17 protein-coding genes and 1 pseudogene are annotated in these 22,766 nt (G+C 69.9%); 6 read left to right on the top strand and 12 right to left on the bottom strand.

Translation table 11 applies throughout. From position 1 onward, the window contains the following. Positions 1 to 41 precede the first annotated feature (41 nt). Positions 42 to 893, bottom strand: coding sequence for a DoxX family protein (locus ACFWF2_RS27675; protein WP_379310377.1), 852 nt, complete (start codon positions 891 to 893; stop codon positions 42 to 44). A gap of 91 nt (positions 894 to 984) precedes the next feature. On the opposite strand from ACFWF2_RS27675, the gene ACFWF2_RS27670 reads away from it, so the two are divergent. Beyond that, positions 985 to 2,109, top strand: coding sequence for a PQQ-dependent sugar dehydrogenase (locus ACFWF2_RS27670; protein ID WP_379310376.1), 1,125 nt, complete (start codon positions 985 to 987; stop codon positions 2,107 to 2,109). Positions 2,110 to 2,157: 48 nt separating this feature from the next. Here ACFWF2_RS27670 and gatB read toward each other — a convergent pair whose 3' ends face one another. From gatB to ACFWF2_RS27630, 8 genes and pseudogenes are all read right to left on the bottom strand, one after another. Continuing rightward, positions 2,158 to 3,663, bottom strand: coding sequence for an Asp-tRNA(Asn)/Glu-tRNA(Gln) amidotransferase subunit GatB (gene gatB / locus ACFWF2_RS27665; RefSeq protein WP_379310375.1), 1,506 nt, complete (start codon positions 3,661 to 3,663; stop codon positions 2,158 to 2,160). 101 nt (positions 3,664 to 3,764) lie between these two features. Next, positions 3,765 to 5,138, bottom strand: a complete 1,374-nt coding sequence (locus ACFWF2_RS27660; protein WP_379310373.1) for an alpha/beta hydrolase family protein — start codon at positions 5,136 to 5,138, stop codon at positions 3,765 to 3,767. A 45-nt stretch (positions 5,139 to 5,183) separates the two neighbouring features. After that, a complete protein-coding gene (locus tag ACFWF2_RS27655; protein ID WP_379310372.1) occupies positions 5,184 to 6,218 on the bottom strand; it encodes an ATP-dependent 6-phosphofructokinase in 1,035 nt (344 codons plus the stop codon). Between the two features lie 28 nt (positions 6,219 to 6,246). Next, on the bottom strand, positions 6,247 to 7,134 hold the full coding sequence (locus tag ACFWF2_RS27650) for a hypothetical protein (RefSeq protein WP_379310371.1): 888 nt from the start codon (positions 7,132 to 7,134) through the stop codon (positions 6,247 to 6,249). A 107-nt stretch (positions 7,135 to 7,241) separates the two neighbouring features. After that, the gene (gene fdhD / locus ACFWF2_RS27645; RefSeq protein WP_379310370.1) at positions 7,242 to 8,051 is read right to left on the bottom strand and encodes a formate dehydrogenase accessory sulfurtransferase FdhD; all 810 of its coding nucleotides are present in this window, start codon (positions 8,049 to 8,051) and stop codon (positions 7,242 to 7,244) included. 41 nt (positions 8,052 to 8,092) lie between these two features. Continuing rightward, positions 8,093 to 8,194, bottom strand: a pseudogene (locus tag ACFWF2_RS27640) (DUF1345 domain-containing protein); the annotation flags it as partial. 20 nt (positions 8,195 to 8,214) lie between these two features. Further along, positions 8,215 to 9,126 carry a LysR family transcriptional regulator gene (locus ACFWF2_RS27635; protein ID WP_379310369.1) on the bottom strand — a complete coding sequence of 304 codons (912 nt, stop codon included), beginning with the start codon at positions 9,124 to 9,126 and terminating at the stop codon, positions 8,215 to 8,217. A gap of 12 nt (positions 9,127 to 9,138) precedes the next feature. Further along, positions 9,139 to 10,374, bottom strand: a complete 1,236-nt coding sequence (locus ACFWF2_RS27630) for an FUSC family protein (RefSeq protein ID WP_379310368.1) — start codon at positions 10,372 to 10,374, stop codon at positions 9,139 to 9,141. A gap of 338 nt (positions 10,375 to 10,712) precedes the next feature. On the opposite strand from ACFWF2_RS27630, the gene ACFWF2_RS27625 reads away from it, so the two are divergent. After that, positions 10,713 to 13,034: an FdhF/YdeP family oxidoreductase gene (locus tag ACFWF2_RS27625; protein ID WP_379310367.1), complete on the top strand. Its 2,322-nt coding sequence runs from the start codon at positions 10,713 to 10,715 to the stop codon at positions 13,032 to 13,034. 55 nt (positions 13,035 to 13,089) lie between these two features. Then, entirely contained in the window at positions 13,090 to 13,596 is a 507-nt protein-coding gene (locus tag ACFWF2_RS27620) for an NADPH-dependent FMN reductase (protein WP_379310366.1), read from the top strand. Between the two features lie 47 nt (positions 13,597 to 13,643). Here ACFWF2_RS27620 and ACFWF2_RS27615 read toward each other — a convergent pair whose 3' ends face one another. The 3 genes from ACFWF2_RS27615 to ACFWF2_RS27605 form a co-directional block, all read right to left on the bottom strand. Further along, entirely contained in the window at positions 13,644 to 16,928 is a 3,285-nt protein-coding gene (locus ACFWF2_RS27615; RefSeq protein WP_379310365.1) for a protein kinase, read from the bottom strand. A gap of 100 nt (positions 16,929 to 17,028) precedes the next feature. After that, positions 17,029 to 17,718, bottom strand: coding sequence for a response regulator transcription factor (locus tag ACFWF2_RS27610; protein ID WP_189024594.1), 690 nt, complete (start codon positions 17,716 to 17,718; stop codon positions 17,029 to 17,031). After that, positions 17,715 to 19,040 (bottom strand): sensor histidine kinase, encoded by a 1,326-nt coding sequence (locus ACFWF2_RS27605; RefSeq protein ID WP_379310364.1) that lies wholly within the window; start codon positions 19,038 to 19,040, stop codon positions 17,715 to 17,717. The genes ACFWF2_RS27610 and ACFWF2_RS27605 overlap by 4 nt, the downstream gene beginning before the upstream one ends. Before the next feature lie 156 nt (positions 19,041 to 19,196). Here ACFWF2_RS27605 and ACFWF2_RS27600 point away from each other — a divergent pair, with 156 nt between their 5' ends. The 3 genes from ACFWF2_RS27600 to ACFWF2_RS27590 are packed head-to-tail and all read left to right on the top strand — an operon-like array spanning position 19,197 to position 22,759. After that, complete coding sequence (locus tag ACFWF2_RS27600; protein ID WP_379310363.1) at positions 19,197 to 19,520, top strand: hypothetical protein; 324 nt, start codon at positions 19,197 to 19,199, stop codon at positions 19,518 to 19,520. Between the two features lie 36 nt (positions 19,521 to 19,556). Then, positions 19,557 to 20,270 carry an ABC transporter ATP-binding protein gene (locus ACFWF2_RS27595; protein ID WP_379310362.1) on the top strand — a complete coding sequence of 238 codons (714 nt, stop codon included), beginning with the start codon at positions 19,557 to 19,559 and terminating at the stop codon, positions 20,268 to 20,270. Next, on the top strand, positions 20,267 to 22,759 hold the full coding sequence (locus ACFWF2_RS27590; RefSeq protein WP_379310361.1) for an FtsX-like permease family protein: 2,493 nt from the start codon (positions 20,267 to 20,269) through the stop codon (positions 22,757 to 22,759). Before ACFWF2_RS27595 ends, ACFWF2_RS27590 begins: the two co-directional genes overlap by 4 nt. The last annotated feature ends 7 nt before the right edge of the window (positions 22,760 to 22,766 follow it).

The raw sequence follows: 22,766 nt of genomic DNA, 5'->3' as shown, positions 1-22,766 counted from the left end.
GCTTTCTGGATCAGTCGGGCCTGAAGACGCGGAGAAGCAGATCAGAACGGGCCGACGCCCGTCAGTGGGTTGCCGCCGTGGAGGAACCAGTAGGTGGCGATCGCGGTGGCGACGGCGAGCAGGACCACGGCGCCCGAGCCCCAGGCGGGGCGGGTGGCCCAGCCGCGGGCGCGGTCGAAGGACCAGCGGCCGGGACCGGTGAGGATGATCGCGAGGGACGCGCCGACCAGGATGGAGTCGAGCTCGACGCCGGTGGGGGTCGAGGCGTTGTACTGGAAGCCGGGGACCAAGCCCTGCTTGAACATCCACGCGTTCAGGATCGTGGCGAGCACGGCGCCCGCGGCGAGCGGGGTGGCCAGGCCGAGGACGAGCAGGATGCCGCCGCCCAGTTCGCCGGCGATCACCAGGGCCGTCGACAGCGACGGGTAGTCCCAGCCGCCGCTTTCCATCATGGTCTTGGTGCCGTCGAGGCCGGGGCCGTGGAACCAGCCGGTCAGCTTCTGCAGGCCGTGGTAGATGAAGGTGTAGCCGACCACCAGGCGCAGCACGAACAGGCCGAGGTCGAGGGTGCCGCGGCGGGGTTCCCGGTTGCGACGCTGCAGGCGCACCGTGCCCGCCGAGGCCGCGGCCGCGGGTGGGATCGAGGCGTAGCCGTAGCCGTCATCGCTCCCGCCCGCCGTGTGGGCCGCGCTCGCGGTGGGCACCTCGTCCTCGCCGGGGTCGAGACCGAGGTCCTCGTCGGTGCGCGGAATATCCTTGTGCAGATCCGGTTTCGGCATCTGTGTCGTCGGCGAATCGTAGGGGCTGGTCACCGGGCGACCCGCCGACGACGCGGCCGGTCCGGTCTGCGACGACCCGTCGGCCTGCGGTGTGTCATTCGACTTCTCGCTCACGGGTGTCACCTTATGACGTGCCGTCGCGGTGTGCCGGTCTTCCCTGGATCAGGCGTGTCAGGCCCGCTCGACTGCCGGTAACGTCTCTGGCATGAGTTCGGTATTCGCGGGCCGCGTGGCAGTCGGGTTGGCACTGGGCACCGTCTTGGTCGCCGGGTGCGCCCGGTTCGACGAGTCGGCGTCGAGCCCGTTCACCACCGAGCCGTCGCTGGGCGGGTCCAACGTGGAGCCGAAGAAGCCACAGGATTCGCCGTCGCAGGTGCCGCGGCCGACCGGCCCGTGTATCGACCCCGATCCGAACGTCATCGCCACCTGCCTGGACTCGGCGGCCGGGCTGATCCCGGTCGGCGACGGCGCGCTGGTGGCCGAGCGGCGCACCGGGCGCATCCTGCAGGTGACCCCGGTCGACGCGAGCACGCCGCAGCCGGCGCCGGTGGAGGTCGCGAGCGTGGCGGTCGACGGTTCCGGTGACGGCGGCATCTCCGACATCGCGCTGTCCCCCACGTTCGGCGAGGACGGGCTGATGTACGCCTACATCACCACCGGCAGCGACAACCGGGTGGTCCGGCTGTCCAGGAACGGCGGCGCGCCCAAGGAGATCCTCACCGGAATCCCCAAAGGCGCCACCGGGAATCGCGGCGCCATCGAATGGGCGACGCCGACCCAGCTGCTGGTGCTCACCGGCGATGCCGGAAACCCCGGCGCGGCAGCAGATCCCGGTTCGCTCGGCGGCAAGGTGCTGCGCCTGGAGTCACCGTCCTCGGGCGCCAACATTCCGCAGGTCGTCGCCGCCGGCATCGGTTCGGCCGGTGACCTGTGCCGCGACGGCAAGGACGGCATGTGGGTCACCGACCGCACCGCCGCCGAGGACCGGCTCCAGCACCTCGGCACCGACGGCACGCTGACCGTCTCCTGGACCTGGCCCGATCGTCCCGGCGTCGGCGGCTGCACCGCCACCGGTGACGGCGTCGCCGTCGCCCTCGGCGAGGGCAAGGCACTGGCCGCGGTCGGCGCCGACCCCAACACCTTCGCCGTCACCACCGCGCCGACCCTGATCGCCCAGGACAAGTACGGCAGGCTCCTGGGCGCCTCGGCCAGCGCCGACGGCAGCGTGTGGGTGACCACGACGAACAAGACCGACGGCGTACCAGGCGAATTCGACGACCGCGTCGTGCGAATCCCACCGCCCCAGGGCGGCGCGGGCGGCCCGGACTAACGCGAACCGCCCCCACCAGATTCCGGTGGGGGCGGTCGTTCTTCCGGCTTACGCGCAGGCAGCGAGGACCAGTTCGCGGACCTTGGCCGCGTCGGCCTGGCCACGGGTGGCCTTCATGACGTCGCCGACGATCTTGCCCGCGGCCTGGACCTTGCCGGAGCGGATCTTCTCGGCGATGTCGGGGTTGGCGGCGAGGGCCTTCTCGACCTCGGCCTGCAGGGCGGTGTCGTCGCTGACCATGCCAAGGCCCTTGGCCTCGACGATCGCGGCGGGCTCGCCCTCGCCCGCGAGGACGAAGTCGACGACCTGCTTGGCGACCTTGTTGTTGACGGTCTTGGCCTCGACCAGCTTGATGACCTCGGCCACCTGAGCGGGGGTGATCGGCAGGTCGGCGAGGGCGACCTCGCGCTCCTTGGCCTTCTCGGTCAGGTAGGCGACCCACCAGGAGCGCGCCTCGTTGGCGGGGGCGCCCGCCTCGACGGTGGCGATGATCAGATCGAGCGCGCCCGCGTTCACCAGGTCGCGCATGACCTCGTCGGACAGACCCCACTCGGCCTGGATGCGCGCGCGGACCAGCCACGGGTACTCGGGGATGGTGGCGCGCAGCTCGTCGACCCAGTCGGCGTCCGGGGCGACCGGCTCGAGGTCCGGCTCGGGGAAGTAGCGGTAGTCCTCGGCGGTCTCCTTGCGGCGACCCGCGGAGGTCGACCCGTCGGCCTCGTTGAAGTGGCGGGTCTCCTGGACGATCTCGCCGCCGTCGGTGAGCACGGCGGCCTGGCGGCGCATCTCGTAGCGCACCGCGACCTCGACGCTCTTGAGCGAGTTCACGTTCTTGGTCTCGGTGCGGGTACCGAATTCCTTGGCGCCCACCGGCATCAGCGAGACGTTGGCGTCGCAGCGCAGCGAGCCCTGCTCCATCTTCACGTCGGAGACGTGCAGCGAGCGCAGCACCTCGCGCAGCGCGGTGACATAGGCGCGGGCCACTTCGGGCGCGCGCTCACCGGCGCCGGTGATCGGCTTGGTGACGATCTCGATCAGCGGCACGCCCGCCCGGTTGAAGTCGAGCAGCGAGTGGCTGGCGCCGTGGATACGACCGGTCGCGCCGCCGACGTGCAGCGACTTGCCGGTGTCCTCCTCCATGTGCGCGCGCTCGATCGCCACCCGGAAGGTGGAGCCGTCGTCGAGGACGACGTCGAGGTAGCCCTCGGTCGCGATCGGCTCGTCGTACTGGCTGATCTGGTAGTTCTTCGGCTGATCGGGGTAGAAGTAGTTCTTGCGCGCGAACCGGCCCCACGGGGTGATCGAACAGTTCAGCGCGAGACCGATCCGGATGGCCGACTCGACGGCCTTCTCGTTGACCACGGGCAGCGAGCCGGGGAGGCCGAGGCACACCGGGCACACCTGGGTATTGGGTTCGGCGCCGAACTCGGTGGGGCAACCGCAGAACATCTTGGTCGCCGTGGACAACTCGACGTGGACCTCCATGCCGAGCACCGGCTCGTACCGGGAGATGACATCGGCGTAATCCATCAACTCGACCGTGGGTGCGCTCATGACTGCGCCTCGCTGACGCTCGGCTCCGTCATGACCGCACTGGCGGCTGTGCCGACTTCTCGCTCGCTGCGCTCGCTCATGGCGACCAGTCTATGTAAGCCCTACCGGGGCGGGATGTGCTGGGTGAGCCAGTCGGTGACGTAGGTCAGCACGGCCGGGTCGATGGTGGTCTCGATGGTGGCGTATTCGCTGGGTTTGCCGGTCTCGGTGGGCTGCATCAGGTGGTTGAGGCCGGGAAAGGTGTACACGGTCGCGTCCGGGTCGCCCGCCAGGTTGGCCCGCATCGGCGCTTCGTTCTGGGACACCAGGACCTGCTGGTCCTTGTCGCCGAAGAAGGCGAGCACGGGGATCCGCAGCGCTTCCAGTGCCGGTTTCGGGTCGTAGGTGAGGAACGAGGTCATGTACGGGGTGTTGAAGGAATCGATGGCCTCCTGCGACGCGCGTTCCTCGGGGGGCAGCGAATCGTTGTGTTGCTGGGCGAAGGCCTTGGCGCCGTCGATGTCGCCGGAGCGCAGCAGCGCCGACCACTGGGTGAGGTAGTCGACCTGCTCGTCGATCTTGTCCTGCGGTTCGCCCGCCGCGGCCAGGATGACCTTGTTCTGCTCGATCAGCACATCGGCACCGACCACCGAGGGACCGGCCATGAGCACCGCGAACGCGACGTTGCTGTCGGGCCGGGCGGCGACCAGCGGGGCGAGGTAGCCACCCTCGCTGTGCCCGAACAGCCCGACCTTCGCCGGGTCGATCTCGGGGCGTTCGCGCAGGAACGCGACACCGGCGGCCGCGTCGCCGGCGAGGTCGGCATAGGTGGCGTCGTCGAGTTTTCCGCTGGTGCCGCCGACGCCGCGGTCGTCGGTGCGCAGCACGGCGTAGCCGGCGCGGGTGAAGGTGTCGGCCAGCAGCAGGAACGGGCGGTGGCCCATCAGGTCTTCGTTGCGGTCCTGCGGGCCGCTGCCGGTGATCAGCAGCATCGCCGGGAACGGGCCGGTGCCTTCGGGTTCGGTGAGGGTGCCCGCGATGGTGATGTCACCGTTGCGGTAGGTGACGTCCTCACTGCGATACGGGTACGGCGGTTTCGGGTCCTGCGGCCTGGTGAGATTCTCGATCTGGCCGCGGCGCAGCACCAGCGGCGTCGTCTGGCCGGACTGCACCCAGTCACCGGTGATCTGCTCGCCGTCGAGCTTGCCGCGGAACCCGGGGTCGCCCGGCACGTCGGGAATCGTGAACTCGACCCGATCGGGTTCGGTGCGCACATCTTTCAACGGCGCGGCGCGCACACCCTGCACCGGGATGTCGATGGTGGCCGAATCGTTCTCGGCGAAGGTCACCCCGATCGAAATCGGCTGACCGGGCACCTCGATGTCACCGTGCCATGGCCCCTGTATCGCGGGCCCCGCTTCCTCGTCCGAGGAACAGCCCGTCACCAGCGCGGCGACGACGAACAGAACCGAAACGATCACTCGACCGGTGCGCATACGGAAACGGTACCGACGCGCACCGAAAAGTCGAGGACGCAGCGCTCAGCCGAAGAAGGCTTGTGCCTCGCTGAGCCGCTCGGCGGGAACCCGCTTGAGCTGCTTGGTGGCTTCCGACAGCGGCACGAGCCCGATGTTCGTGCCGTGCAGGGCGACCATCTGCCCGAAGTGACCCGCGTGCACCGCCTCCGCCGCGTGCACGCCGAACCGGGTCGCCAGGATGCGGTCGTACGGTGTCGGGCTGCCGCCGCGCTGCACGTGGCCGAGCACGGTGGTGCGGACTTCCTTGCCGATCCGGCGTTCGATCTCCGAACCCAGCTGCTGGGCGACACCGGTGAACCGCTCGTGGCCGAACTCGTCGATCCCACCCTCCCGCAGCGCGAAGCCGGAATCGGGTGCGGGATGCGCGCCTTCGGCGACCACGCAGATGAAGTGCTTGTCGCCGCGCTGGAAGCGGCTCTTGATCAGCGCGCACACCTGCGCCACGTCGAACGGCTCCTCGGGCACCAGGGTCAGGTGCGCACCCGCGGCGATGCCGGAGTTCAGCGCGATCCAGCCCGCGTGGCGGCCCATCACCTCGACCAGCATCACCCGCTGATGGGATTCGGCGGTGGTGTGCAGACGGTCGATGGCCTCGGTGGCGATCGAGAGGGCGGTGTCGTGGCCGAACGTGACGTCGGTGCAGTCGATGTCGTTGTCGATGGTCTTGGGCACGCCGACCACCGGAACGCCCTCGTCGGCGAGCCAGCTCGCCGCGGTCAGCGTGCCCTCGCCGCCGATCGGGATCAATGCTTCGATGCCGTTGTCGTCGAGGGTCTGCTTGATCCGGCCGAGCCCGGCGAGCAGCATGTCGGGATTGGTACGCGCGGTGCCGAGCATGGTGCCGCCCTTGGTGAGCAGCCGGTCGGTGCGATCGTCGTTGAGGATGCGGATCTTGCGGTCTTCTAGCAGGCCGCGCCAGCCGTCCTCGAACCCGACGATCGCGTCGCCGTAGCGGCCGTTCGCGGTGCGGACGACAGCCCGGATCACCGCGTTCAGGCCTGGACAGTCTCCGCCTCCGGTCAAGACTCCGATGCGCATGGCGTTCATCTTGCCGCACCGGGGGCGATCAGGGGCAGTTGCCTCCGGCCATCTCGCCGAGGTGACCCGAGAGCAGGGTCGCCATCTTGTCCAGCATGGTCATTCCGTCGGCGAAGGCGCCCGAATCCGGTTGCGCGGCCAAGGCGATCGCGATCCGGCCCGAGGGCGAATCGATGAGACCGAACTGGCGGACCAGGTATTTGCCCGAGGTGTCCGGACCCCAGCCGCCCTTGAATTCGGCGCTGCCGAACGCGCCGAGACCCCAGCGGTGGCTCGGCACGATCTGCTGCATGAGGCCGACCACGCGCTGGCTCTGCGGCAGGCACGGCAGGTTCGCGGCGAAGCGCACCTGATCGGCCAGCGCCCACTCGGCCTGACCGTAGATCGAGGCATCGGAGCGAGTGCGCACCGAGGGCACGGTGGTAGTGGTGTCGCCGCCTTCGCGCAACACGTTCCGCACGGACTCGGCCGCCGCGTCGCCCCCGCCGAGCGACTGCCACAGCGTGTCGGCGGCCCCGTTGTCGGAGGCGGTGATGGCGGCGGTCGCGGTCGTGCTGTACGACGCGTTGTTGCGCAGCGCGGCGATCGCCAACGGCACCTTGATGGTCGACCAGGCCGGACCCGAGGTCCAGGTGCCGAAGGTGACCATCTTCTCGCCGCCGACCGGCATGATCGCCAGTCCGAGGGTCCCGCGGAAGCCCTGCTGGAGCGCGGCGAAGTCGCCGGCCAGGCTGCCGGGTACCGCGATCGAGAAGTTGCCCGCGCCCGCGCCGGGATCCACCGCGGCGGCGGTCGTGGTCGTGCGCTGCGCGGTCGAGGACTTCGGCTCGTCACCGCAGCCGGCCACGAACAGGACGACGGCCCCGAGCAGCGCGGCGAGCGCCGCTGGGACAGGACGTCGGTCTTTCGTCATCATGTAAAACATCTTCGTTTCTAAACTCCCCCCGGGCTTCGGTGCCGGGGTAGCAGTTCCGACACCGTACTGGGCAGTATGGCCGAACGCACACTTCGACCGCGAAACGCTCAGGTCAGACGGTGTTCACCGGTGTAGATATTCATCGTGTCGCCCCGCAGGAACCCCACCAGCGTCAGATCCGACTCGGCAGCCAGATCGACGGCGAGCGAACTCGGCGCCGACACCGCGGCCAGGATCGGGATGCCCGCCATCACCGCCTTCTGGACGAGTTCGAAGGACGCGCGACTGCTGACGACGAGGATCAGCTCGTGCGCCGGAATCCGGTTCTCGCGCACCGCCCAGCCGATCACCTTGTCGACGGCGTTGTGCCTGCCGATGTCCTCGCGCAGCGCGAGCAGGGTGCCGTCGGCGGTGAACAGGCCCGCCGCGTGCAGGCCGCCGGTGGCCTCGAAGAGCTTCTGCCCGGCGCGCAGCTGTTTCGGCAGCCCGCCCAGGGTGTCGGTGGCGACGATCGCGGTGTCGTGCGGGATCGGGTAGCGGGTGCGGGTGCGCACCTCGTCGAGCGCGGACTTGCCGCAGAGCCCGCACGCGCCGGTGGTGAGGAAGTTGCGGGTGTGCAGCGGGACAGGCGTGCGCAGGCGGATGTCGAGGACGTTGTAGGTGTTGCGCCCTTCGCTGTCGGTGCCCGCGCAATAGCGCGCGGTGACGACGTCGTCGGCCGAGCCGATGACGTCCTCGCCGAAGAGGAATCCGTGGACCAGATCGATGTCGTTGCCCGGGGTACGCATGGTGACGGTGAGCGACTGCCCGTCGACGCGGATCTCGAGCGGTTCCTCCACCGCGAGGGTGTCGGGCCGCTGTATCCGCCCGGCCGGGGACAGCCGGGTCGTCTTGCGCCGTGCGGTGACTCTGCTCATCTAGGTTGCCGATCGGTTCGTTGGCTCCACGGGTCCTCGGCTCAACCGGTCGCGAAGCCGGCGACGAGGTTGATCGTCGCCGCGAGAATGACCGTGCCGAAAGCGTACGACAACCGGCGGTGCCGCAGCACGACGGCTTGCACAGTACCGAACGGTTGCCGGGTCATCGCTGTCTTCGATCGACGGTGGCGAAGTCGGTCTCGCGGGCGGTGCCGGTGAGCGCGGTGGTGAGCACCGAGGCGGGTTCGGCGGCCGTGGTGACCAGCGCGATGTGCGCGGTGACGACCGGGTCGACGAGGTCGAACACGCGGACCTCGGCGGTGGGGCCCAGGGTCGACACCCAGGGTCGCGGCACGATGCAGGCCCACCGTCCGGTGCGGGCGTGTTCGAGCAGGGTCGCCACCGAGTCGCTCTCCAGTTGCGGTGCCGCGACGAGCCCGCGGGTGGCCAGTGCGTCGTCGATGAGCTGGCGGCCGCGCATGCCCTTGGGGAGCAGGCACATCCGCAGGTCCAGCGCCTCGGCCCAGGAGATCGCCGCGGTGCTGCCCGCGAGCAGTTCGCTTCCCGCGACGAGGACGTGACGTTCCTGGTAGAGCGGGGTGCTGGTGAGCCCGTCGGTGTCGACGCCGTCGGCGTAGATGATCCCGGCGTCGAGCTCGAATCGGCGGATCCGGTCGACGATGTCGCGCGAGCGCAGACTGGTCTCGACCCGGATGCGCACCAGCGGATGCTCGGTGCAGAACGGATCGGTCAGCTGGGTGACGGTGGCCGACGCGGCCGGGATCACCCCGATCCGCAGCTCACCGGTGAGACCGGTCCGCAGCGCGCGCACCTCGTGTTCGAGCGCGTCGCGGTCGGCGAGAATCCGCCTGGCCCACAGCACGAGTCGCTCCCCTTCCGGGGTGAGTCCCTCGAACGTGCGCCCGCGCCGGACCAGCGGAACACCCAGCTCGTGTTCGAGTTTGCGGATCGCCTCGGACAGGGCGGGCTGGGAGACATAGCAGGCCGCGGCCGCGCGGGCGAAGTGCCGTTCGCGGGCGAGGGCGACGAAGTACTCGAGTTGACGAAACAGCATGTGCCCCCGCGGTCAGTCGTCCTCGGCGTCGTCGGCTGCCTTGTTGCGTGCCCGCGCGATCTCGAGTGCCCGCTCGGCGGTGGCCTGGTCGGGGTACGGGCCCATCCGGTCGCCGTACCAGCAGGTCTTGCCCTGCTCGGCCTTATGGTGCTTGATGCAGTAGTACCACTGGTCGTCATCAGCCATGCCGCCAGTATGCAACGGTTCGCATACCGGCGTCTCGAAGGTCGGGACCGAGTCCGCGGCCGGTTCGCGGATCAGTAGCGCGACAGCGATGCCCACCGCGACACCGATCACCGTGTCGACCGCGCGATCGGTGAGCATGGTGAGCGGATCGGCCGGCTCGGCCAGTTCGGTCATGGCCATGATCAGCGGGGTGAAGAACCCGAGCGCGACCGCGTAGTGGCGGGCCATGAACAACTCGGTCGGATAGAGCAGCGCGATGATCGCCGCCGCGAGCATCGCCGGGCTCGGGCCGGGGATCAGCAGCGGCGCGGTGACCGCGAGACCGATGAGGGTGCCGACGACCCGGTGCAGGCCGCGAGTGATCCGGTCGCGGGAGGTCGCGGCGGCCAGCGGCACCGCGGCGCCCGCCATCGCCCAGTTGGCGTGGCCGACCCCGAGCAGCAGCCCGATGCCGCCGGAGATCGAGATCGCCAGCGCGTAACGGCCCGCCTGGACGAACGAGACCCGGCCGGTCCGGTGCGGCGGGACCGCCCTCCGGAGGACGCAGGCGCCGGCTCGGCGCTCCCGGCTGATGGACTCGAACCAGCCGACCGCGACGCACAGCACCGCGGTGCACGCGCAGATCACCAGGGCCAGGAGCGGATCGGGCTGGGCGCCCGCCACCATCGCGATCGCCCCGAGCGCGAAGATCCCGAAGAACGGGCCCTCCGGCCGCAAGCCGAGCCGGTCGGTGATCGGCGAGGCGACCGCGGCGAAGGCGGCCACGGCCGCGACCAGCACGGCGGGCGATGCGGGCAGGCGGGCGAGCAGGACGCCGGCGCCGACGGCGCCGACCAGCATCACCGCGGCCTCGCTCTGGTGGATCAGCCGCTGCCGTGGCGACTCGGCGAAGCCGTACATGCCGGTGAAGGAGCCGAACACGGCGTAGATGAGCAGGTCGGTGCGGCCCGCGGCGATCAGCACGAGGCCGGGGATCGCCAGACCGACGAACACCCTGGCGGCGGGGAGGTGATCAATGTCGGTGACGAACCGTCGCATGGGCGGGCGCGCCCGGGTCGCCATGGTGCGCAAAGTGGTTCCTCCGAAGGTCGGTCACGGGGCGATGTCCCCTGAGCCGATGGAGGCATCGTCTACGACCGCCGCGGCACACGTCAAACCGTGCCTACGCAGGTGAAAGGCGGTTCTCGGCACCGTACCGGCGGTGACAAGCGCCGCCTATCGAGTGCTCGGAAGTTGGTCTTGGACGGGTCGGGGCGAGCGGGCGCAGACTCGAACGGTCCCCCGCGACACGCTCGATGTCGGTGCGCCGGAACCAGGCCTACGCCCATCCGTGACCTCGGCGGTAGAGAATCCCAAGCGGGCACCGACAGGCTTCGCACTCTCGTCGAAGGGAACATGTCATGGCTGACGGTCCGTTCACCGCGTATGACCCCGACAGCGGCCCGAGCGGCAACGGGCATCGCGAGGCGGTGCCGAAGGTCAAGCCGTACCACCATCCCGCCGCCGGCTGGGGCGCCGCGATCGCCGTCGGCAAGTTCATGGTCTTGAAGGAGCACGAGCCGCTCATCGGTACCAAGGCCATCCTCAAGATGAACCACGCCTCGCACGGCTTCGATTGCCCCGGCTGTGCCTGGCCCGACGCGACCGACGGTCTGCTGCTCGATGTCTGCGAGAACGGCATCAAGCACGTCACCTGGGAGATGACGCACAAGCGCTGCACCCCGGAGTTCTTCGCCGAGCACACCGTCAGCGAGCTGGCCACCTGGAGCGACTACGACCTGGAAGACCAGGGCAGGCTCACCCACCCGATGGTCTACGACGCCGAGACCGACCACTACGTGCCGATCAGCTGGCCCGCTGCGTTCGAGATGGTGGGCAAGGCGTTGCGTGAGCTGCCCGATCCGAACCTGGCCTCCTTCTACACCTCCGGCAGGCTGGGCAACGAGGCCACGTTCCTCTACCAGCTGATGGTGCGCGAACTCGGCACCAACAACCTGCCCGACTGTTCCAACATGTGCCATGAGGCGAGCGGCCGCGCCCTGCAGGCCTCGCTCGGTACGGGCAAGGGCACCTGCGACATCGAGGACTGGGACAAGGCCGACGCGCTGTTCGTGATGGGCATCAACGCCGCGTCCAACGCGCCGCGCATGCTCACCGCGCTGGCCGAAGCGCACAAGCGCGGCGCCCAGATCGTGCACGTCAACCCGCTGATCGAGGCGGGCTCGCGCAACACGATCATCCCGCACGACTTCGCCGCGATGGCCACCTTTCACCCCACCAAGACCAGCACCATGACCATGCAGGTGCGCATCGGCGGTGACTTCGCGCTGATGCGGGGCATCGCCAAACATGTTCTGGAAGAAGCGGAAACGGACCCGAAGGCGCTCGATCACGAATTCATCGAGCGCTACACCGACGGCTTCGACGACTACGTGCGCGAGGTCAAGGACACCACCTGGGCCGAGATCCAGCGGCAATCGGGCTTGAGCGAGAACGAGATCCGCAAAGCGGCGGGTATCTACTGCGACTCCGACCGCACCGTCGTCAGCTGGTGCCTCGGCATCACCCAGCACGAGCACGGCGTCGACACGATCCGCGAGATCGTGAATGTTCTTCTCCTGCGCGGCAATCTGGGCCGCGAGGGCGCGGGCCCGTCACCGGTGCGCGGCCACAGCAATGTGCAGGGCAATCGCACCTGCGGCATCGCCAACAACCCGACCACGGAGTTCCTCGACCGGCTGGCGCAGGTGTGCAAGATCGAGGTGCCGCGCGCGAACGGCTACGACGTGGTGTCAACGATCCAGGCGATGCAGGCGGGCAAACTCGAGTTCTTCCTCGGCATGGGCGGCAATTTCGTCGCCGCCGCCCCCGACAGCGCCTACACGTTCGCGGCGTTCCGGAAGTGCGGCTTCACGGTCAATGTCAGCACCAAGCTGAACCGCAGCCACGTCATCCACGGCAAACGCGCGCTGATCCTGCCGTGCATCGGCCGCACCGAGCGCGATATCCAGCGCAGCGGCCCGCAGATCACGTCGATGGAGAACGGCATGGCCGTGGTGCACATGTCACGTGGCATGAAGAAGCCCGCGTCGCCGCATCTGCTCTCGGAGCCGGCGATCCTGGCAGGCATCGCGAAAGCCGCACTGCCCGAGACGAAGACGCCGTGGGAGTACTACATCGAGGACTACGACCGCATCCGCGACACCATGTCGAAGGTGCTGCCCGGCTTCGAGGACTACAACCGCCGGGTCCGGCTGCCGCTGGGTTTCCGCATCCGCCAGCCCGCCCGCGAGCTGATCTTCCTGACCCCGTCGGGCAAAGCGGAGTTCTCGACGGTGACGCTACCGGACACCGTCAATCCGCCCGGTGTGCTCACGCTGGCCACCCAGCGCTCGCACGACCAGTGGAACACCAGCATCTACTCCGACAGCGACCGCTACCGGGGCGTGCAGCACCTGCGCACGCTGATCTTCATGAACGAACACGATATGCGCGAGCGCGGGCTGACGGAGTTCGACGAGGTCGACATCACCAGCACAGCCCGCGACGGGTCGACCCGCTCGCTGCACCGGTACAAGGTCGTCCCCTACGACATTCCGCCGGGCTGCGCGGCCGGGTACATGCCGGAGATGAATGTGCTGTGCGCGATCGGCGATTTCAGTACCGAGAGCGATCAGCCGCTGATGAAGAGCGTGAAAGTCACTGTCACACCGTCGAGTTGAACCGCCGAGGAGGCATTGTGAACGTGCACACGCGAAAGACCACTAGGTAGCGCCGATGTCGTATCTCCTCGCACTGGTCGCCGAAGCCGACGAGGGTTCCCCGGCGGCGCAGCTGGCGGCCGAGACGCAACGGGTCGCGGTCCGCAACAACGTCGACGTGGTGACGCTGGCCGAACTCGACACGCTGCCCGCCTACAGCGCCGACCTCGACACCGAGGACGGGCGGCCGTTGATCGCCAACCAGCTGCGCCGCTCGACGCTGGAAGCCGACGGTGTGCTGCTGTTCGCCGACGAGGGCACGGAGGTGTCGACGCTGGCCGAGAGCGTGCTCGCCTGGCTGGCGCATTCCGGGTCGGGACCGGCGCCGACGGTCGAAGGCAAGCCGGTCGCGGTGATCACGGCCGGGCCCGGTGAGGTCGTCAACCAGAACATGGCGGATCGGTTGCGCAAGGCGGGCGCCGAGGTGGTGGCCGACGGCGTCTCGATCACCGGCTCGTGGAGCGATCCGGCCACGATCACCCGGCTGGGTGACACTGTGGTCGCCGTGGCGTCCGCGGGCTGAGCCCGAGTCCCGGCCGCGATCTCGTTCGAGGCCGCGGCCGGGTCGTGTCAGTAGACGTACACCACCGCGTTCTCGCCACCGGTGCAGGTGACGAGCTTGCCTTCCGGCACGCAGTTCATCGTGTAGGTGCGACCGGTCACCGGGCTCGCCGCCACCACCGACCGGGGGCCGGTGCCCGAGCCACCGCTCGCGTAGGCGGCTCTGACCGCTTCGGCGAAGCCACAGCTGGTCACCGTGCTGCCCACCGCCGCCTTACCGAAAGCCCCACTGGCGCTGCCGGATTCACAGGGCTGCGCACCGGCGGGCAGAGTGACCGGGCCCGCCGAGGTGGTCGGGGCCGCGGTGGTCGCGCGGGGGGCCGTGGTGGCTACCGCGCCACCGGCACCACCGACAGGGGCGGCCGAGCTCGGCGCTGCGCTCGTGGTCTGCGCCGAGTCCGCGGCCGACATCAGCCGCCAGCCGATCGCGCCACCGATGGCCAGCACCACGACGGCGAGGACACCGACGAGTACCGGCAGCAGCACGGAGCGCTCGCGGCGCGAATCCTGGTGCTGCCAGGACGGTTCCGGATCGTAGCCGGGATCGTACGGGTCGCCCCCGTAGGCCGGATCACGGTAGGCGTGGTCGCCGTAGGCATTGTTCGGATCGTCGTACTGCTGCGCATAGGCATCCTGCGCGGGGCCGGTGTACTGCCTCCGCGCCGGATCATCCGGCGGTGCCTGGTGCGCGGGGAACGGCGCGGCGCCACCCCGATACTGCCGAGTCGCCTGTGCCCGTTGCGGATCCACGTCGTCGTATTGCTCGGTCGACGCTGCAAATCGGTCAGCTCCGGGCGGCGTGCCCTGATAGTGCTGGGTCGGCGCCGACCGCTGCGCATCGATACCCGCCGGGTCGTATTGCTCGGTCGCAGGCGCGAATTCGTCCCCACCACCGAAGTGCCGCGTCGCGGCCGACCGCATCGCATCGACGGCCGCCGGGTCGTACTGCTCGGTGGGCGGCGCGAAGTCACCCTCCGGCGCACCGAAGTGCCGCGTCGCCGCGAATCGCTGCGGGTCGTCGGCCGGCGCCGGGCGTGCGCCGTACTGCTCGGTCGGCGGGGTGAACAGGTCGGCGGGACCGTCGTCGAATCGGTCTGCCGGAGAACCGAATCGGCTGTCCGGTCCGGCGGGGTCCCCGTCGAACTTCTGCGTGGGAGCGAACCGCGGAGCCAGGCTCGCGGACTCGTCATCCAACTTCCCCGCCGGAGAACCGAATCGGGCATCCTGGTGCGCGTCGTCGAACCGCTGCGGGTCGCCGGACTGGGCCGGACGTCCGCTGTACTGCTCGGTCGGCGGGGTGAACAGATCGACGGGACCGTCGTCGAATCGGTCTGCCGAAGAATCGAATCGGGCGTCCGGACCGGCGGGTTCGACGTCGAACTTCTGCGTGGGAGCGAACCGCGGGGCGGGGCTCGCCGAGGCATCGTCGAACTGCCCTGCCGGAGAACCGAATCGGGCGTCCTGATTCGAGGTCGGGGCGCCGTACTGCTGGGTGGGGGCGGCGCGTTGCGGGACCGGGCCCGACGGTGCGTCGAGGCGAGGTGGGGCCGGTCTGCCGGTGTCGGAGGGCGGAATGAAGCCGGTGGGCGCGGGGAACGGCGGGGCCGAGGTCGGGATCGGGGCGGAGGATTCGCCGGGGTGGGTGCCGTCGTAGAGGTGTGCGTCGGGGAACGGGCGCATCTTCGGGAGGCCCTGATCCGGGGTGTAGGCCGGCGGAGGCTCGGGGGCGGCGGGGGCGGCCGTGGCGTCCGCGGGTGGAAGGGGGGTGAAATGGGTGTCGGCGGCGCGGATCTCGGCGGGGCCGGTCGGCTGGATCACCGCGGGGATGGAGATCTCGCCGGTGCCCTCGACCGGGACGCGGTGGAAACCGGTGGTCTCGGCCGGGCCGGGCGCGGCGGCGGGCGGACGGATGATCAGCGTCGGCTGGGCACCGGTCGCGCTCGTCTGGCTGCGCGAGGTCTCGATGCCGCCGGTCGCGGTCACCGCGCCGACTACACGGAACTCACCGGTCGGCGTCGGCGCGGGCTCCGCCGCGTCCTCCCCCGGCGCGCCGGGAACAGCGCGTCCACCGGTCGTCGCCCCAGCGGGCGCGCCACCAGGCACACTGCGTCCACCCGTCGTAGCACCGGCAGGCGCGCCACCGGGCACATTCCGGCCGCCGGTCGTCGCACCCGCAGGCGCGCCCGAAGGCGTTCCACCAGGAACGCTGCGCCCGTCAGTCGTCGCACCCGGCGGCACATTCGGGGCTGCGGCACCTGCAGCGAAGCCGCCGGGCATGTCACGTCCCGGCACTGGACCGGATGGCATCTGACGCGCGCCGGTCGCTGCACCGAACGCCGCGCCCGGAGTACCGGACGCACCATCTCCGGCCGCCGCGCCTGCGGCACCGAATGCGGCACCAGCCGACCCTGCACCTGCGGGACCGAAGGCACCGGCGGGAGCCTGCCCACCGCCGACCTGCCCGTGCCCACCGGGCTGCGGATACCCGGGCGCCCACATCGGCGCACCACCCTGTATCGCCGCGGCCAGCGCCTCTCGCGCCGCCACCGCGAGCGCACCCGCGCTCGGGTACCGATCGGCCGGATCCTTGGCCATGCCGCGCGCGATGACCTCGTCGAGGGTCGCCGGCAGGCCGGGCAGGATCTCGCTGGGGCGCGGCGGGGTCTCCGAGAGGTGCGCGCGGATCAGCACGCTCATGCTGGCCGCGGGGAACGGCGAGGCGCCGGTGAGGCATTCGTGCAGCACGCAGGCCAGCGAGTAGACATCGGCGTGGTGCGAGATCGGGCCGACGTCGAAGCGTTCCGGCGCCATGTAGATGTAGGAGCCCATGGCCATCCCGGCCTGGGTCACCGCGCTGTCGCCCTCGGTATGGGCGATGCCGAAGTCGGCGAGGTAGGCGAAGTCGGCGGGTGTCACCAGGATGTTGGCCGGCTTCACGTCGCGATGCACCAGACCGCCCGCGTGCGCGGCATCGAGTGCGGCGGCGATCTGCTCGACCACCGCGACCGCGCGATCGGGGCTCATCGGCCCACCGGTACGCAGCACGTTCCGCAGGTCGGTGCCGGGGACCAGGCGCATGTCGATGAACAGCACCCCGTCGATCACGCCCCAGTCGTGAATCGGGATGACGTGCGGTTCGGCGAGCTTGGCCGCCGCTTGGGACTCCCGGCGGAATCGGACCTGATAGGCCGGGTCCTGCGCGAGTTCCTCCGCCAGCAACTTCAGGGCGACCACTCGGTCCTTGCCGGTGTCGTAGGCCTCGTAGACCTCGCCCATCCCGCCTTTGCCCAGCATCGACCGCAACTCGTACGGACCGAACCTGCTCCCCGTCCGTGACCCAGGTGCCTGCACCAGCGTCCGCCTCCCACTTCTCGCATGCCCGAAGACCTGCTCGTCAGAAGGAGGATTCTCCCGGTGCCACCACGCCGTGGTCAAACGCGAACACGATCGCGGCGGCTCGATCACGCAGGTCCAGCTTGCCGAATATATGCCCTACGTGGCTTTTCACGGTGACTTCCGAGATACCGAGTTCGGCGGCGATCTCGCTGTTGACCCGGCCTCGCCCGATCAATTCGAGCACTTCGTACTCGCGTGCGGTGAGTTCGCCGAGCCGGCTGTCGGTGCGGGTCCCGGCCGGTTTGACGGTCCGGTAGGCGGTGAGCACCCGCCCGGTCACCGAGGGGTCGAGCCAGGCGCCGCCCGCGGCCACCGTGCGCACCGCGCGGATCAGGTCCTCGGCGGGTGAGTCCTTGAGCAGAAACCCCGCCGCGCCAGCGCGCAGAGCGCCCGAGAGAAGCTGGTCGTCGTCGAAGGTGGTGAGGACGAGGACCGGCGGAGCGTCGGGGCGAGCGCGCAGCAACCGTGTCGCATCGATACCGCCCACCCGCTTCATCCGCAGGTCCATCAGCACCACGTCGGGACGGTCGGCGGCGACGGCGGCCACCACCTCGTCACCGTCGGCGCATTCGCTGACGGTGAAGCCGTCGCGGCGGCGCAGGATCCGGCGCAGCCCGCCGCGGACGAGTTCCTGATCGTCCACGACGAGCACCGACACCGGGTTCTCGATCGGCGCGGCGGCCGTCACATGTCCTCCTGGGGTTTGGTTCTGAGCATGCCGGGCAGCATGGCCGTGATCGTCGAACACGCGCCGGACTTGAGCGGGAACCTCGCGCGCACCGTCCATCCGTCGTCGGCGGCGCCCGCGGTGATCGACCCGCCGAGCAGTTCGGTGCGCTTGCGCATGCCGCGCAGACCCATGCCGACGTCGTGCCGCGGGGGCGGGCCGAGCGGCAGCGGATTGGTCACCACCAGCGTGGCCGCCTCGGTGCTGACATCGAGCCGCACCGTCGCGGCGTTGCCCGGCGAGTGCTTGGCGACATTGGCCAGCGATTCCTGCCCGATCCGGTACAGCGCGTGCCCGACGGTGCCAGCCACGACAGCCAGGTCGCCGGTGCGGGCGTAGTCGACGATGAGCCCCGCGCGCCGGAAGTCGCCGACGAGTTCGTCGATATCGGCGGCGCTGGGCTCGGGCGCCAGCAGCGCGGGACTGGTGTCGAGCATGCCGACGGTGCGGCGGATGTCGGCCATCGCCTGCCTGCCGAGGCGCTCGGCGTCGACCAGCGCCTCCACCGCCTCGGTGACGTCGTCGTCGGTCTGCAGCGCGCGCCGGGCCGCGGTCAGGTGCAGCAGGGTGATCGACAGCGAGTGCGCGATCACGTCGTGCACCTCGCGCGCGATCCGGCGCCGTTCCTCGTCGGCGGCCTGACCGGCACGAATGGCCTGGTTCTCGCGCTCCTGATACAGGAAACGGCGCTGGTACTGCAGCATCACCCCGCAGAAGACGCCGAGCATGATGCCCATGACATACATCGGCAGCCCCTGCAACCGCTGTCCCTCATTGCCCCACTGCACGTGGCCCGCGAGGTCGAAGGCGACCAGCTCGAGGATCGCGAGCAGCGCGAACCCGATGGTGAGCCCGCGTGACGCGACCGCGGCCACCTCACCGGCGACGATCACCAGCACGAACGGCGCGAAATCGGCGTTGACCGGCTGCAGCAGGAACAGTGCGCACGACAGCAGCGCCGACCCCTTCAACAGCAGCGGGTGCGGCTTCACCCCGAAGATCGCGAACAGCGGGATCGGCAGGAAGGCGGTGGCCATCGCGATCAGCGGCAGCGGACTCGGGAAGTAGGAATGCCGCTGGATCACGGCCGCACCGGTGATCACCAGCAGGGCCAGGTCGGCGCCGATGATCACCGCCGGGGGGTAGTCGTAGGGCAACGACTCGATGCGCTCGCGCACGGTATGGAGCAGCCGACGCACCCCCGCCCGCGGCCGGTCCGCGAGCCGCCGCCAGCGGCTCGTCCGGCCCGCCATACTCGCGGGGATGGCGTGACTCACCTCCATGGGGTAAGGCTAGCCGCCGTGCCCTCGGCCCGTCATCGTCCCGCGAACGGTGCCCCTCTCCTACCCGGGTAGGAGAAGAAGTCGGGTCCCCGGCACGACGATTCGGGTGACGCGCGTCCGTAGCGTTTGGGTCATCGCTCACGGAAGGTGAAGCCCATGACCTGGACCGATCAGCATCAGCGCACTGCTATCGTGCAGACCGTGCTCGCCAGGGCAGCGATCGACCCGAACGACCCAGGCCTGTTCGCCGGCCTCCCCGGGATCGACCGGCTCTTCGGCGGGATCGACGGATTGCTGCACGCCCTGTCCTACCGCTGGAACAATCATTTTCGCGCCAAACTCGAACAGGCCGAGCTCGAAGGACAGACGGCCGTCGAGGCTTATCTGGAACTTGCGGCCGAACAGCCCGCGCTGCGTGCACTTCTCGACGCGCGAGCGGCGACCGTGCAGACTACGCGTACCCGCGCCTTCGCGCGCTGAATTCCCGTCCAACCAAAAACCCATGGGGGACATGACATGCCGGACAACGATTCGCCGATGCTCGAGCTGACGCGGGTGGTCAAGCAGTACCGCGTCGGCGAACAGCAGGTCCGCGCGCTCGACGAGGTGAGCATGCGGATCGAGGCAGGCCAGTTCACCTCGATCATCGGGCCTTCCGGCTCGGGCAAGAGCACCCTGCTGCACCTGCTCGGCGCACTGGACCGGCCCGACGAGGGTTCGATTCGCTTCCGCGGCACCGAGATCGGCGATCTCGACGAAGACGCCCAGGCCGCGTTCCGTTTGCAGCAGGTCGGTTTCGTCTTCCAGTTCTTCAACCTGCTGCCCACGCTGTCGGCGTGGGAGAACGTGGCGGTGCCGAAACTGCTGGACGGCACCGGATTACGCAAAGCCAAGCCGCGAGCGCTGGAACTGCTCGACCTGGTCGGCCTCGGTGACCGGGCGCAGCACCGGCCCGCGGAACTGTCCGGCGGGCAGATGCAGCGCGTCGCGGTGGCGCGCGCGCTGATCATGGACCCGCCGCTGATCCTGGCCGACGAACCCACCGGCAACCTCGACTCCAAGACCGGTGCGTCGATCCTGTCCCTGCTGGGAGACATCACCGCACAGGGGAATTCGGTCGTGATGGTGACCCACGACATGGGCGCGATCGCCTACTGCGACCGGGTGATCACGCTGCACGACGGGCGCATCGACGCCGACGACCTGGTGGCGGAGCGGGTGGACGCATGATCGCGGCCATGTGGGATCGGTTGCGGCTGTTCAATATCGGTGAACTGATCCGCCATCCCGGCCGCACGATCATGTCGACGGCGGTGATGGCGGTTTCGGCCGCGCTGCTGGTCGCCGTGCTGAGTATCTCCGGATCGGTCACGGGGTCGGTCGACCGGCTCACCCAGGGCCTGGCGGGCGACGCCGTCCTCGAGATCACCGGCATCACCGACGCCGGTTTCGAACAGTCGCTGCTGACCCAGATCGCCGCGACACCCGGTGTCGCCAAGGCGGTTCCGATGCTGCGCAGCACGCTCGGCGCAGGCCCCGACCGGGCCATGCTGGTCGGCGCCGACCAGAATATCGCCGCGCTCGGCAGCGACTTGGCCGAACCGATGTCGCAGCACACCACCAAGCTGCTGACCACGCCGAGGGGCGTGCTGGTCGGCGCGGCGATGGGCTACCAGGTCGGCGACAGCATCCCCATCGGGTGGGGTACCGCGACCGTCGCGGGCATCCTCGACGACGAGGCGACCAACCGGCTCAACGGCGGTCACCTGGTCGCGGCGCCGCTGCCGCTGGCCCAGCTGCTCACCGACCGGGTCGACAAGCTGGACTCGGTGCAGATCCTGCCCACCCCGGGCACCGACGTGACCGCCCTGCGGGCGGCGCTGACCACCGTGGTCGACGGGCGCGCGGTGGTCGCCGAACCCAGTCTGCGGACCGCGCAGGCGGGCGGTGCCATCCAGATCATGCGCTATTCCACGTTGATGTCCTCGGCGGCGGCGCTGATGGTGTCGGCGTTCCTGATCTACAACGCGATGAGCATGGCGGTGACGCAGCGCAGGCCGACGCTGTCGCTGCTGCGCGCGATCGGCGGACAGCGTGGTCCGATGGTGCGCGATCTGCTCGTCGAAGCGGCGTTGCTCGGGCTGATCGGCGGTGTCATCGGGTCGGCGATCGGTGCGATGATGGGCCGGGTCGCGATCGGGCGCCTGCCCGCGGCGATCGTGCAGTCGGTGGAGGCTCGGACCGAGTTCATGGTGCCGGATTACGCTGTGCCAGTGGCGATCGCGGCGTGCGTGGTGGCTACGGTGCTGGCGGCGGCGATCGCGGCGCGGCAGGTGTACAAGGTCGCACCGGTCGAGGCGCTCGCGCCGGTGGAGGCCGGTCACTCGGCCGCCGACAGTGCGGTCCTGCGCTGGGCGGCGCTGGCCGGCGGCATCGGCCTCGTCGGGGCGGCCATCACGCTGGCGTTCCTCGATCTCGGGCGGCTCTCGCTCGCCGCGATCTCGACGTCGTTCGCGGCGGCCGTGCTGCTGTGCTTCGCCGCGACCGGGCCGATCGTGCGCGGCGCCGCCGGGATCGCCCGGTGGTTCGGCGCGCCGGGCGCACTGGGGGCGACGACCTTGGAGCGGGCGCCACGCCGCGTCTGGGCGACGGCGATGACGGTGATGATCGGCGTGGCGGCTGTCGTCGCGCTCGGTGGGGCGTCGGGCAATATGGTCGACTCGGCGACCAAGTCGTTCGAGAGTCTCGGCGACGCCGACCTGTATGTGAGTCCCAGTCCGGTGGAACAGTTCCCGACGGGGCCGGTGCTGCCGCCGGACATGGCCGAGCGGGTCGCCGCGGTGCCCGGCGTCGCGCAGGTGCGGCCCGCGCAGATGGCCTTCGCGACGGTCGGCAGCGGGCGGGTGATGCTGCAGGGCTATCCGGCTCGCAACGACGACATCCGGCTCGGCGCGGTCGACACGGCCGTGATCGAACGGATGGAGCGCGGCGAAGGTGTCGTCGTGACCAGGGACGTGGCGCGCTCGATGCACCTCGCGGTCGGCGGCAAGCTCACCATGCCTACCCCGTCCGGCGAACGCACTGTGCCTGTGCTGCAGGTGATTCCGTACTTCACCGCGGTCTCCGGCGTGGTGATGATGAATCTGGATCAGATGCGCGAGTGGTACCAGCGGCCTGGCGAGACCATTCTGTCGGTGCAGTTCGCGCCGGGCGCCGACCCGGAGGCGGTGCGCGCCGCCGTGCGCGCGGCGGTACCGCAGGAGATCCATGTCGACACCGGCGCCAGCATGGTCGAGGCGATCTCGTCGAGCGTGCAGCAGGGTGCCGCGATGAGCAACATGATCCTGTGGATCGTGGTCCTCGTGGCGACGGTGGCGCTGCTCAACACGCTGATGCTGTCGGTGCTGGAGCGGCGCAGGGAACTGGGCGTGCTGCGAGCCATGGGGACCAACCGCAAGTTCCTGCTGCGCTCGGTGCTCGCCGAGGCTGCAGGCATCGGATTCATCGGCGCGGCAATCGGACTCGTGATCGGCGCGGCGGTGCAATACCTGGGCACCGTGGCGATCGGGCACGCGATGACCATCGACATCGTCTACCAGCCGAGTCCGCTGCTGGTCGTCTACGGTGCGGTCGCCCTCGGCCTGGCGCTGCTCGGGTCGATCCCGCCCGCGCTGCGGGCCGCCAGGATGCCGATCGTGGCGGCGCTGGCGGTGGACTGAGATGTGC

The organism is Nocardia sp. NPDC060259 (assembly GCF_042728775.1).
Classification (GTDB): Bacteria; Actinomycetota; Actinomycetes; order Mycobacteriales; family Mycobacteriaceae; genus Nocardia.
The sequence above is the reverse complement of the archived record's forward strand: the minus strand, read 5'-3'. Positions and strand labels throughout refer to the sequence as shown.